We start from the raw sequence: 13,254 nt of genomic DNA on the forward strand, positions 1-13,254 counted from the left end.
TTATCATATCTCATTGACCCGGAGGAATGAAGCCTTTGTGTCCGCGCAGTGCTACTGCCAGCGCCAGAACCAGCGGGATAGCGACCTGGAATATGACATCGATCTTTAGGGAAGGTCCGAGGCCGATGGCAATATGCTGCGTATAATCTCTCTCGATGAAGGACGCCGCATAGATAACCGCTCCAACGGCAATCACCCATATCTTTTCGGATTTGTTCGTCAGGAGCGAAGCCATTCTCACAGAGCAATAGAAGAATATTAACATTTTGATCATGAGCCCGATAAATATCATAAATGTGACCAGGATATCCAGCCGTTCGATAAACCTCAAACCGGACAGCGTTCGGACCGCTTTAAGCAAAGGAAGGACGGAGCTGTGTGTCAAGTCCGGGCCAAGAACGGCTATATTTGTTGCTTCCATGAATATTAGAAACAGACTAACTCCGATATAAGCCCAAATCGTTTGCTTTGCCGGAACACCAGGCCGGTTCCAAAGTGACCACAGAAGCAGAAAGACTATGATTTGACCGAACGGAAAGGAGACGATGTCGGGCAGCGCCGTATTCAGAATGGGCCGAAGCCCGTTCTCCGCCACAGGCATCAGCCGCCTGAAATCGGCGATCTTCATTAGTAGAAACATAATGATCAGCACGAAGTAACAGAGGATCAAACCCGGAAGCAGAATCTCCGGAAGCCGAAAGATCGTCTTCACACCTTTCCAGATTGCATAGACCCCAATCATCAGAAACACCAGCATCGTGATGGACATAGGAGTCGCTGGTAGAAGGATTATCGCGGTAAGCTCGCCAAAATCCCGCAGGTTCCGCATGGACTCGTAAGCAAAATAGCAGCAGTATATTGCACTGATTAATCCGCCGGCGATGCGTCCGAAGCCGAAACGGAGCATTCCGGCCAATTCCATTTCCGGCAGGCGGCGCTGAATCCACAGGAAGAGAAGAAGGAGAGCGAAACCGGCTGCGGCTCCGACGCTCATTGCCAGCCAGGCATCCTGCTTGGCCTTACTCCCGAGCACAAACATTGGGGTACTGCCGATTTCAAACAAAATGACAATAAACGTCATTTCCAGGCTCGTGGCATGTTTTTTTGACTGTGACAAGGATCTAACCTCCTGACCATCTGATAATCGCTCCGCCGTCAGGCTGGGAAACATGGCTATTGCCCGAAACGTTAACGTAGGCGGCCCTTACCGGGTATACAGCCGAACAGCAGCCGTATAGGCCGCTTCCCCTTCCTGCAGCCCCCACCCCGGGAAAAATACGGCGGCGTGGAGTTACAATGACCGCAAACCGCTCTCCTAACATCGGCCTTATTACTTCTCCAATGAATTATAGGAGTTGCTGTTAAGGCCGATTCGTTTGATTTTCACCTTGACATGAGGGCGGATTTGAATGTTTTGAAATACGGTATCCCAATTGTCCTCCTGTTTTATCCGCTTCCATTGCTTGGGGTGATGGCGATGGATGGATACGGCAAAGCCGGTCACATCGGCATTCAATTTTTTGACCGAACGCCAGGAGGCTTCCACGATCTCAAGAATATTTCTCTCTGTGCTGCTCTCAAGTTGGCGGATGGTGGATTCCTTTTCCAGCTTCAAGCTGCTGCCGATTTCGTTCAATGTACCCCCCGCTTTAATATCAATATCCATGACGTAATGATCGTTCTCCCACATCGGACGGACAGTGGTGGATGAATGCAGCAGTGTAATCGATGCATCGTCTTTGTCGCTCTTTTCGGGCTTTGAGGGAAATGAGATGTTCGACATTTTGATCTTGTCCGTCATGAAGGATAATCCGTACGCTTCGGCCTGTGACAGCCATCCGACGAAACGGTCTCCTTTCAGAACGGCCAATCTGCCAAATGCGATCCGGGATGGAAGATCGGTCTGGGTTATGTCACTCGTTCGATCCATTAACTTATTGCCGGAGAGCAGAATTTCCGGAACTGCCGCGCTAGCCGATTCAGAGCTCAATTGCCTGGCCAGCTCGAACATCTGTATTCCGGGGTAATAGGAAGTCAATCTGGCCTCCTGTTCAATCATGAGCTGAACGCCTGCGCCCTGATTTCTGTTGAGCTGCATCAACTGGCTAAGTATGCGTCCCGCCTCTCCTTCGGTAATGAACACATACACCGTTTGGCGGGCATCGGCTTTGCGCAGTAACAGATCGATCAGCTCTCCAATTCCTCTTTTCGCGAGCGCCTCGCCCAGCACCGTGATTCGGGATTGGGAGAAGAACAACTCGCGCGTGCTGGTCAGATTGGTGCGTTCGACGGCTTGCATAATCGTATTCCCCCTTGCCGTATAGATCAAAAAGGGAGGCGAACTTGTATTTCCTCCGCCAGTGCCTCCCGTGTTGTTAGCACCGGATGAAGGGTTGATAACCTGGTAGGTGGCTTGCCATTGATTATCCTTCCAATCGTATGCGGAACCCGATACAATGCCAAGCTCGTTCAGCTCTCTATCATCCCAGCAGCCGCTGATCAGGAGCGACAGGAGGGAGACGATAAGCAGGAACATCCGCCCCGCTTGATGACGCATGTTATCGCCTGTTTGTGCGCTTTCGCTCATGTCTACACTCCTTTCTTTTGGCATCCGGCCTCTTCATCGGCCTTAATAGCAGAAGTCCGCTTCAGGAATTCTTACTCCCCTGCCCTTCGGATTGGCTGCCGGATGCTTGCTGCTCTTTCGGAAGCAAGTTCTGCCTTGGCGCTTCTTTGCTTCCGTATGTGCTTGGTCGCATCTTCATGTTCCGCAGAGGTACACGGATAACAATATCTTTCAGATAACTCGGATTCATCGGAGCAATGGGGGATAAATACGGAACCCCGAATGACTGGAGGCTGGCCATATGGATTAGAAGCACCATCAAAAAGGACATGATCCCGAGCATGCCCAAGGTACCGGCAAACAGCATCATCATGAAGCGGATAAGCCGGGTGGAGTTGGAGATAGCCATTGACGGGATGACAAAATTTGAAATCGCCGTGAAGGACACGACAATGACCATGGCGGCGGATACAAGGCCCGCCTGAACGGCGGCCTGCCCCAGCACGAGTGCGCCCACGATGGAGATTGCGGGTCCGATGGCCCGCGGCATTCTTACCCCGGCTTCGCGCAGAACGTCGAATGTCAGTTCCATGAGCAATGCTTCAATAAAAGCTGGAAAGGGTACGCCTTCACGCTGGGCGGCCAAGCTGATCAGCAGTGTAGTCGGCAGCATCTCCTGGTGGAAGGTCGTGATGGCGATATACAGCGCAGGCAGAAGCATGGACACGAAGAAGGCGGAATAGCGAATCAGGCGCAGGAATGAAGAAATGTCAAACCGCTGGTAATAATCTTCGCTGGATTGAAAAAAGCTGAAGAACGTAGCGGGAGCCAGGAGTGCAAAAGGTGTTCCGTCAATAATGATGCCGACCTGCCCTTCCAGAATGCCGCCCGCCATGGCATCGGGCCGCTCTGTACTCATTATTGTCGGAAAAGGAGTCAGATGGCCGTCCTGAATCAACTCCTCGATGTAATTGCTCTCCAGAATGCTGTCCGTGTCAATGGCATCCAGACGTTGACGAATCTCGGCAAGCACCTGCTCGCTTGCGATGCCGTGGAGATAGACCAGGGCGACGCCCGTCTGGGTGCGTCTTCCTATTTTATATTGTTCGACCCGAAGATCGGCGGTTTTCAGTCTCCGGCGCAGCATGGAGGTGCCTGTTCGCAGGCTCTCGGTGAAGCCTTCTTTGGGACCGCGGATTACCCCCTGTGAGGTCGGTTCATTGACGCTCCGCTTCTCCCAGAAGGAAGTGCCGGCCGCCAGCGCGACCTTGGATCCGTCGAGCATGATAATTGCATTTCCTTCGAACAGCATACCGAGCAGACTTTCCACCGTTTTACATTCTTGGAGTCCGCCCACTGGCAGAATCTGCTCCTTGATCAGAAGAAAAGCTTCCTCCGGCCGCTGTTCCTTCAAAAGCGGATTATCCGTCAGAGGCTGGATCACGGCTTGGGAAACCAAGTCCGAATTGACCAGTCCGTCAATATAAATGAAATTCATAGCGGGAGAATCGGAGGACGGGTTGGATAATGAACGGAACACGACATCGGCGCTGTGCCCGATGCGCCGCTTGATTTCCGCCAGATTGGCATCCAGAGAGGCCTCCAGCGGATGGAAGGGGAGTGTGCTGTTTTGTACCGGCCTGAAATCGGGTTTACGTTTTGACAGAAACTTCAGCTTCATAGATGCTCCCTCCAAGGCACAGCTTTTGACTGCTGTATTATTCCCGGGAATCTATTCCTTATTCTGACTAAAAGCGCCCTTCATCCTGCTGCAGCAGGATGAAGGGCGCTTGGATGTTCAAATCCGATTCTTGCGATCATTGAGATTTGACGACGATCGCATTGCTGATTAGGCGTCCGGGGGTAGTCAGATAGCCGCCGTTAAAATAAAGACCGCTTGAAGCGCCGCCATCCAGATTCATCGCCTGCCAGGCTCCCGCCTGTTTCATAATCTGGGCCATCTGGGGAATTGTCGCGCCGCCGGAGGTCACCAGCAGCAGCTTGTGATCTCGTGTAAGGCCCAGAGCGCTGCGCGCTCCGCCGCCTGTTAAAATTTTGGGATCGCGGAAGCCTTCAGCCGTGACATTAAGGGATACTTTTCCGTCTGTTACCAGCCGGGGACCGGCCTGCAGTCCACCTTCGAATTCACCTGCCTGAAAGCGGGGCATGAAATTTCCGCCAGGAACCAGCTCGGCTAAGTGGTTGCTGTCGTAGGCAAATACCGCGCGGCGGTCGGCTGGGCTATCCTTCAACAGCTTGCCGCCGGCGGCGATATAACCGTAAGGGGCTTTATAGCTTGCTGACGTATAAGCGTTGAAGAACGTGCCATTAATAGCGGCGATGGCATGGCTGCGCTTCGCCATGTTTCGGAGCTCTTCCACCTTGCCTACGCTTCCGCCCGCGAGCACGACATCCAGCCGGACCTTCGGATGCAGCAGAGAGACGGTTACGATCTGAACGGTGAAGGACCTGCCGCCTACTTTGAACGTTTGGCGTGAAGACGCCGCGGCGGATGATTCGGGACGGATCATGGCCCCGGTCAATACGGGAAGCCGGAAGGATTTGCCCTGCGCATCCGTAATCGTGACCGAGGCTGTCTCCTTGTTCCACTGAAGCTTCAGCTTAAGCGCGTCGCTAACTGTGGCCAGCGGTGCATAGACGGTTCCGCTGTCGCTGAAGGGGAGTGCGGTGAGCGAGACCGGTTTTTCGTTTACATAAGCTCCGTTTTGGCCTGCGAACAAGGTCAGGGATACATTCCCTTGCGCAATGTCAATCCGTTTCAGGGAAGCGTCCCATGATGCGCTAGTGCCATCCAATTCATTCAGAACACGAAGCGGGATGAACGAGCTGCCGTTCTTGTCCACCAGGACGATATTTTTGGGCGAAGCCGCAGCCGAATGCGCGGCGGGGAGGGGAAGGATGCAGGATGCAGCCATAATCAGAATGAGGAGTAGCAGGAATGCCGGTTTGTTTTTTGCTGCCATTGAAATTGAATTCTCCTTTATCGTTGCGGTCGTATGCCTAGGCGAAAGCCGCTTATTTAGTCGGTGCATGCAGATGCGCCTCTAATTTAACATCGGATTCTCGGCTGGAAATGTTCAGCACCGCTACGCTGTTAGTAGAACTACGGCTACGAGCCTGGCATTGCGGGGATTGATGTGGCAGAAAGTCCGGTCCGTTTGCTGGTGGGAGGACCGGACTTTCGATTTACAGGCCTTTGCGAGCCAGCAGTCCTGCGAGAACATCAGGTACATCCGTAATAATGCCGGCAACGCCAGCATCAATCAGGAACTCCATCCGTTTCGGATCGTTGACCGTAAACGGATGATAGACGACACCGCTCTGCGCCGCGTCCCGCACAAATTCCGGCAGCACCGCCAAATGATACGCATGCAGCGCCTTTGCCCCCACGGTGGCGGCATATTCCCACGGGCGGTACAGGCCTTCCATGTAAAGAATACCGATCTCCAGATCCGGGGCCAGCTTCTTGAAGTAAGCGAGTGAATAATGATTGAAACTGGAGATGACGACCCGGCTGCTCATGCCGTAAGCCCTGACGGCGGCAATTACTTTTTCCTCCATTCCGGGATAGAGAAAGACTCCGTTCTTAAGCTCAATATTGAGGACCGTGTCCCGATCCAGCAGCAGTTCGAGCAGATCCTCCAGCTGGGGAATTTTCTCGCCTTTGAAGCTGCCGTCTCCGAACCAGGCGCCTGCGTCGAGCGCCTCCAGCTCTGCCAGTGTCTTGTCCTTCACATAGCCGCTGCCGTTCGTTGTGCGGCTTAGTTCCTCGTCGTGTATGAGAACAAGCTCCCCGTCCCGGGTCATTTGCACATCAGTCTCAATGCCCGTCGCTCCAAGAGTAAGGCTGTGGCGGAAAGCCGCCATCGTATTTTCCGGGCATACCGCTGAAGCGCCGCGGTGCGCGAAATTCAATATTTTAGCCACGTCTGCATACCTCCGTCTTCGTTATTCCTGCTTAATATAATATTCCACATCCATGCCGTAAACCCTATGAGTATAGCTCTATATTGATTGCGGAGAATTAACGGGGAGTAAATATTTCCATTATGCTGCCAGATGGGGAAACGGCTGAATATGCGGACTCGAAAGTGGGTTAAACAAGGGCGGGAAGGCAGAGGGTTGAATAATGAGCGGGGCTGTCCCTCGGTCATCTTCGATGACTTTGCGGGACAGCCCCATGTCTATTGTTAGGCTTAAACCGTAAATTTATATACCCTGGCTTCGTAAGGGCGAAGCTTCAGGCTGCGGAGATCCGTGTCTTTTTCCGCTTCGTAGTTGCTGATGAGCAGTTTAGCTCCGTGAGTTTCAATCTCCTCTGGAACCCCGAAGGTTACGGGCTCGCCGAAGAAATTCAGAATCACGAGCAGCCTTTCGCTGCCGAGCGTGCGCAGATAAGCAAATACCTGTTCATTCTCCTTGTCTAAAATTGTATAATCCCCGTACACGATAATGTCATGCTGTTTGCGCAGCTCAATAAGCTGTCTGTAATAATGGAAGATGGAATCGGGATCGGCCAGAGCCTGCTCCACGTTGATTTCCATATAGTTCGGATTTACCGCCAGCCAAGGCGTGCCCGTGGTGAATCCGGCCTGCGGCTCGCTGCTCCACTGCATCGGCGTGCGGCCGTTGTCGCGGCCCTTGATGTAAACCGAGTTCATGATGGCCTCTTCCGTATGTCCCGCAGCCAGGTATTCCTCATGCATATTTATAATTTCAATATCCTTGTATTCGCTGATCGAAGCGAATTTTACGTTCGTCATCCCGATTTCTTCACCTTGGTAAATATAGGGGGTCCCCTGAAGTGTATGCAGCAGGGTTGCCAGCATTTTGCCCGACTCTTTATGGTAAACCGTATCGTTGCCGAATCTGGAGAGCATCCGCGGCTGATCGTGATTGTTCAAATACAGACTGTTCCATCCCTTGCCGTTAAGGTGAATCTGCCATTTGGAGATAATATCTTTAATATCTTTCAGGCTCCAGGGCTTGCAGTCCCATTTGCCGCCGGGGCCCGAATCGACGCCCATCAGCTCGAAATGGAATACCATGTTCAGCTCGCCCCGGTCTTCGCCTACATATAAAGCCGCGTCCTCCGGCGTAACTTCAACCGCTTCTCCGACAGTCATAATGTCGTACTTGGACAAGACTTCACGGTTCATTTCCTGCAAGTATTCGTGTACGCGCGGACCGTTGACGAAATATTTGCCGCCGAAGTGTAAGGAGCGGCCCTCCCCGGCTTCTTCCGACACGCTGGGCAGTCCGGGCACTTTGGAGATCAGATTGATGACATCCATACGGAAACCGTCGATGCCTTTTTCAAGCCACCAGGTCATCATGTCGTACACTTCCCGGCGTACCTTTTCGTTCTCCCAGTTCAGATCGGGCTGCTTCGTAGAGAACAGATGCAGGAAGTATTCGTCTGTCCCTTCGTCGTATTTCCAGGCCGAGCCGCTGAAGAAGGAGCCCCAGTCGTTCGGTTCATGACCGTCTTTGCCCGGACGCCAAATATAGTAATCGCGGTACGGATTGTCCTTGGATTTGCGGGATTCCGCGAACCAGGCATGCTCGTCGGAGGAATGGTTCACCACGAGATCCATAATCAGCTTCATGCCCCGGTCATGCAGGCCCTGAAGGAGAACTTCCCAATCGGCAATCGTGCCGAATTCATCCATAATGTCCTGATAATTGCTGATATCGTATCCGTTGTCATCATTGGGCGATTTGTACACCGGGCAGAGCCATACGACATCTACACCGAGCGTTTTCAGATAATCCAGCTTGGAGATGATTCCCTGCAGATCGCCGATCCCATCGCCGTTACTGTCTTTAAAGCTGCGGGGATAAATTTGATAGACTACGCTTTCCTTCCACCATTTGCGTTCCATTATCATTCTCCTTTTACTGAGTAATTGAGTGTTGGAAAATTGGATATGACAATAAAAAAGTAAACGTTTACGTTAAAATGTTAAAAATTAAATCCCAAATTCCCGTGCACCACTAAACGCTTGCATAGAAGGAGTGAAAAGGCGTCGATCACACAAAGTAAACGCTTACTTAAATAGTAAGCCGGATAACTATTTTTGTCAACTCCAAAGATCTGAGTAGGTAGTTTGGATGAATAACGAAGAAGAGCAAAATAGGATTAGAGATTCATTTACAGAATTTTGCTGAGAAAGCCCTAGCCTTTAGGCATAGGATGAATAGGCTTAGGACAAGGGCTGTCTTTAGACAGCTTAATTGTCCTATATCTACAAGGATCTGTTGCGGTTAGTTATTTAAACTGATACCATAGGGCTATGGGACAAGAGTATAGAAGAACCGCAACAACCGTATCGTTAATCAACTACCATTTTGTGTTTTGTCCGCGTTATCGAAGAAAAGTATTAGCCAAACAAGTAGAAGCCCGATTTAAAGAGCTTGTACAAGAGCTTTGTTTAAAAAACGATTGGCTCATTGTCGCAATGGAAGTTATGCCTGATCATGTACACCTAGTTTTGAATGTGCTGCCAACCGACTCTCCAGCGGACATTATGGCAAAATTGAAAGGAGCGACTTCACGGGACTTGCGTCAAGAGTTCAAACACTTAAAGCATTTGCAAAGCCTTTGGACACGTTCTTATTTGGTCAGTACCGCAGGGAACATATCTAGCGAAACGATAGAGCGCTATGTCGAAGAGCAAAAGACAAGGGGGTGAACCCATGCAAGCCGTGACCGTTCAAATACGCATATTTCCAAGCGATGCTTCTTTATTAAAGGAGATGGGAAACGAATATATCCAAACGGTCAATCGGCTAACCGAACAAGCGGAATCATTGAGCGTATTTCCAAAGCTAACCTCCAAGGATGTAAAGGCTAATCTTCCCTCGGCGGTTAGAAATCAGGCGATTCGAGATGCGCGAAGCCTTTATAAAAAGACGAAAAAGCAAGGGAAACGCCCGATCTTAAAGCGAAGAGCCTACTATGTGAACAATCAAAACTATTCGCTTGGACGGGATACCGTCTCATTTCCCGGCATGGTGGACGGAAATGTACAGCGGCAGACTGTTTCAGCTTGTATCACCGAACGAGAACAAGGCTTGCTGTCAAGCGGGAAACTTGGGCTCCTGAAAGTTGTCGAAAAGTCAGGCAAGTGGTACGTTCAGATCAGTATAGAAGCCCAGACCGAACCAGCGGCTGGCGACGTAACGATGGGGATTGACCTCGGATTAAAAGTCCCTGCAGCCCTTGTAACCTCAACAGGCAAAACCAAGTTCGTTGGCAACGGCAGACAAAATAAATTCGTTCGCCGCAAATAGAAAGAACGACGGAGGAAGATGGGTAAGCTCAAAAAGCTATCCGCCATCCGCAAGCAAGTAAACAAAGAGCATCGCTACATCAAAGATCAAAATCACAAAATCAGCCGAAAGATCGTGAATATGGCGATCGAAGAACACGTATCGGTCATCAAGATCGAGAAGTTGACGAATATTCGCCATACGACAAGAACAAGTCGTAAAAACGCTAAAAATCTGCATAACTGGTCGTTCTATCAATTGCAAATGTTTATAGCGTATAAAGCCGCTTTGGCAGGCATGTTTGTTTTACATAATTAAACTACTGACGAGGGAGATGGCTTGTGAGAACGAAAAAGGCAATAGCGTATTTCTGTATGCTGCTCATGCTGGTCCAGACCTCTACAGTCGGCTACGGCCGAGTCGGGATGGCTTCGGCTGCAGCCGGGGACACACCGCCAGAACATAGAATAACGCAGATGGTCCCTTCCAAAGCCCGATTTGCTCCGGGTCAATCCGCCGAACTGATTCTGACGCTGGATCAATCCGCCGCCTGGAGCGGCAAGCTTCACCTGCAAATTTATCAATTGAACACCTTGGTGGCGGAAGGCGAAAAGGATTTGACAGTGCAAAAAGACGGAAGCGCCGAGCTGAAAATCGATTGGAATCCGCCGGCCGGCGATTTTAAGGGCTATATGGCCAAGGCTTGGATTGAGGGAGCGGCGGCTGATGATTATGTGACCGCAGCGATCGACGTTTCCAGTGATTGGACTCATTTTCTGAGATACGGCTATGTGGCCGATTTTCCGAAGGAGACGGCAGCAGAGAGTGATGCGAAACTTAAAGAGCTCTCCCAGGAGTATTATATCAATGCCTACCAGTTCTATGATTGGATGTGGCGGCATGACGTATCCGTCTACTCGAAGACCGACGAGAACGGAAAGCCGCTGCTTGATACAAACGGACGCTTCATTACAGCACCGGTGGATGAGAATTCGAGCTATACCGATCTGCTCGGGCGGCTCCTGTTCCCACTGACCATCAAGCAATCCGTGTCGGCCGCGCAAAAGTACGGCTCTGCGGCAATGGCTTACGAAATGAACTATGCCGCGCGCGAGAATTATCAGGACTTCGGCGTCAAGCCGGAGTGGGGACTGTATAACAAAACAGCGACCGAAACCAGAACCCCGGAAAAGGATCAGGTCGGCTTTAATTTCGACGGGGTGAAGCCGCATCCGACGGCGCTTTACCTGCAGGACCCCGGAAATCCGGAATGGCAGTCTTACATCACGAAGCAGTATGTCCGGGCCATCAACGATTATGGCTTTGACGGCATTCATCTGGACCAGTGGGGTGCCAACGACAATGATTATTTGCTTGGCTACGACGGAACGAAGCGTTACTACTCGAAGGATTTTGATAAAATCATCAATGCGGCCAAAGACGCTCTTAAGGCGAACAATGCGAACAAAAGTCACGTAACCTTAAATATGGTAGGAGGCAATAAAGGCTACAGTGCGGTGCCGAATCCGAATACGAAGACCGACTTCGATTATAGCGAAATCTGGCAGGATCAGGACAAGTACAAGGATCTTCAGCAGGTTGTGGGTGAGACTCGCGAAGCCGACGGCGGCAAGGCGATGGTTATCGCCGGCTATATGAATTACAAGGAGGCGACCGGCGTTCAATACAACGGTTCCGAGGCGAAAGCGGTGCCGCCTTTGGTCCTGGATAAAGATACAATATTGGACTTCGGACATTTGAATGACACCGTATCGTTCGATGTGGATGTCCCGCAATCGGGGGAAACTTCCTTGATCTACACGTATTCCAATGGAGGAACGGGGACAAGCCGGGCCGTGTATATTGACGGGAAAAGAGCAACTGATTTGAGCGGGGGGCCTGCCCGAATCTATTTTTCCCCAACGAATAACAGCAGCTCCTACAGCCAGGACGGGTATTTTATCGTTCCGCATCTTGACGCAGGGAAACACAAGGTAACACTCAAAATGGACGAGGAGAGCGGGAACGGCAGCATCAACATCAGAGGTCTGACGTTAGGTTACTTCAATGAACCGTCACTGCGCCTGATGGACGCCGGACTCGCGGCTCTGGGAGCTTCGCATATCGAGATCGGCACCGCCGAGAATTTCGAGGAAGGTCCAAATATGCTTGCCCATGAATACTATCCGAACCGAAGCAAGAAGATGCTGGAGTCCACGAAGGAATCCATGAAGGAGTACTACAAGTTCAACGCCGCTTATGAGAATCTGCTGTTTGACAGCAAGGCCGATCCTAACGCATCGGTAGGCGTGGAAGCAAGCGGCAGCAGCCTTGCAACCAGCAGCAATGGGACCCAGGATACCATCTGGACCACCGTACGGAAGAATCGTTCGAATACCGGGTTTGAACGCTACGATGTGCTGCATCTTATCAATCTGCTGAACAATGATGATAACTGGAGAAACACCGCAAATGAGCCGGTCCTGCAGAATAACCTTAAAGTGACTTATGATATCGGATTAACGGAAAAGGATGCGCCGAATCTGAAGGTCTATGCCGCCACCCCGGATTCCAATCATGGCATGTCTACGGAACTGAAGTACACATGGAATGGAACCCGTCTCACGATTGATCTGCCTTCATTAAAGTATTGGACCATGATTTATATCGACAAAGCGAACAACGCGGGGGATACGGTAAGCGCAGATGTAAGCCATTTGAACAGTTTTACCTTGCCTGCTTACGACAAGTCCTATTCGGATGTCACCTCCAGCCACTGGGCATATGGCGCCATCTATTCCTTATCGGAGAAGAATGTGATTAGCGGAATGACGGATAACACTTTTGTTCCGTCGGCCAAGGTTACACGCGCCCAGTTCGCCGCGCTGCTGGCTAGAGCGCTCCATTTGCAGAGCACGGGCCCTGCCCCATTCCAAGATGTAAGGGCGGGCGCTTGGTATTCATCCGCTGTTGCCGCAGCTTATGAAGCCGGAATCATTGCCGGACGCGGCGCCGGCAGGTTCGCGCCAAGCGAAGCCATTACACGGCAGGAAATGGCGGTCATGCTGGCAAAAGCATTCGAGCGGGCGGGTGGAGGCGATGCGGCGAGCGGCCAGGGTCTGACGTTCCGGGATCGCGGGTATATTGCGGCATGGGCGCTCCCAGCCGTGCAATCCGTCATCGGTACCGGACTCATGGCCGGTCAGGCGGACGGCCGCTTTGCTCCGGTACAGACGGCTACCCGCGCGGAAGCGGCGCAGACCATCGCCAATCTGTTGAACAAGACAGCCAACTGATTGAGGCAGCCTTAAAACAATAAAACTCAAAAACAGTCCCATGATCCACATCACAAAGCGGATCATGGGACTGTTTGTTTGGGCTGATTTGGGCAG

At 51.4% G+C, this 13,254-nt stretch carries 10 protein-coding genes; 4 read left to right on the forward strand and 6 right to left on the reverse strand.

All coding sequences use genetic code 11. The annotated features are described in order from the left end of the window. Nucleotides 1–10 precede the first annotated feature (10 nt). The 6 genes from KP014_RS08845 to KP014_RS08870 all read right to left on the reverse strand — a co-directional run bounded on the left by KP014_RS08845 (nucleotide 11) and on the right by KP014_RS08870 (nucleotide 8,472). Complete coding sequence (locus KP014_RS08845; RefSeq protein WP_246590675.1) at nucleotides 11–1,117, reverse strand: GerAB/ArcD/ProY family transporter; 1,107 nt, start codon at nucleotides 1,115–1,117, stop codon at nucleotides 11–13. 213 nt (nucleotides 1,118–1,330) lie between these two features. Beyond that, nucleotides 1,331–2,587: a Ger(x)C family spore germination protein gene (locus KP014_RS08850; RefSeq protein WP_246590676.1), complete on the reverse strand. Its 1,257-nt coding sequence runs from the start codon at nucleotides 2,585–2,587 to the stop codon at nucleotides 1,331–1,333. Nucleotides 2,588–2,648: 61 nt separating this feature from the next. Next, nucleotides 2,649–4,247, reverse strand: coding sequence for a spore germination protein (locus KP014_RS08855; RefSeq protein WP_090834035.1), 1,599 nt, complete (start codon nucleotides 4,245–4,247; stop codon nucleotides 2,649–2,651). A 136-nt stretch (nucleotides 4,248–4,383) separates the two neighbouring features. Further along, the gene (locus KP014_RS08860; RefSeq protein WP_036588747.1) at nucleotides 4,384–5,550 is read right to left on the reverse strand and encodes a phosphodiester glycosidase family protein; all 1,167 of its coding nucleotides are present in this window, start codon (nucleotides 5,548–5,550) and stop codon (nucleotides 4,384–4,386) included. A gap of 223 nt (nucleotides 5,551–5,773) precedes the next feature. Further along, the gene (locus tag KP014_RS08865) at nucleotides 5,774–6,514 is read right to left on the reverse strand and encodes a glycerophosphodiester phosphodiesterase (protein WP_036588745.1); all 741 of its coding nucleotides are present in this window, start codon (nucleotides 6,512–6,514) and stop codon (nucleotides 5,774–5,776) included. Nucleotides 6,515–6,783: 269 nt separating this feature from the next. Then, the gene (locus KP014_RS08870) at nucleotides 6,784–8,472 is read right to left on the reverse strand and encodes a glycoside hydrolase family 13 protein (RefSeq protein WP_036588742.1); all 1,689 of its coding nucleotides are present in this window, start codon (nucleotides 8,470–8,472) and stop codon (nucleotides 6,784–6,786) included. Between the two features lie 411 nt (nucleotides 8,473–8,883). On the opposite strand from KP014_RS08870, the gene tnpA reads away from it, so the two are divergent. Genes tnpA through KP014_RS08885 form a run of 4 tightly spaced genes read left to right on the forward strand, consistent with a single transcriptional unit; the run spans nucleotide 8,884 to nucleotide 13,158 of the window. Beyond that, entirely contained in the window at nucleotides 8,884–9,282 is a 399-nt protein-coding gene (tnpA, locus tag KP014_RS08875) for an IS200/IS605 family transposase (RefSeq protein WP_036588739.1), read from the forward strand. Nucleotides 9,283–9,286: 4 nt separating this feature from the next. Further along, on the forward strand, nucleotides 9,287–9,883 hold the full coding sequence (locus KP014_RS08880; RefSeq protein WP_246590677.1) for a hypothetical protein: 597 nt from the start codon (nucleotides 9,287–9,289) through the stop codon (nucleotides 9,881–9,883). Nucleotides 9,884–9,901: 18 nt separating this feature from the next. After that, on the forward strand, nucleotides 9,902–10,180 hold the full coding sequence (locus KP014_RS28690; RefSeq protein WP_246590678.1) for an IS200/IS605 family accessory protein TnpB-related protein: 279 nt from the start codon (nucleotides 9,902–9,904) through the stop codon (nucleotides 10,178–10,180). 23 nt (nucleotides 10,181–10,203) lie between these two features. Next, nucleotides 10,204–13,158 carry a glycoside hydrolase family 66 protein gene (locus KP014_RS08885; RefSeq protein ID WP_036588736.1) on the forward strand — a complete coding sequence of 985 codons (2,955 nt, stop codon included), beginning with the start codon at nucleotides 10,204–10,206 and terminating at the stop codon, nucleotides 13,156–13,158. Nucleotides 13,159–13,254: the final 96 nt, after the last annotated feature.

This window comes from Paenibacillus sophorae (assembly GCF_018966525.1).
Taxonomy (GTDB): domain Bacteria; phylum Bacillota; class Bacilli; order Paenibacillales; family Paenibacillaceae; genus Paenibacillus_AQ; species Paenibacillus_AQ sophorae.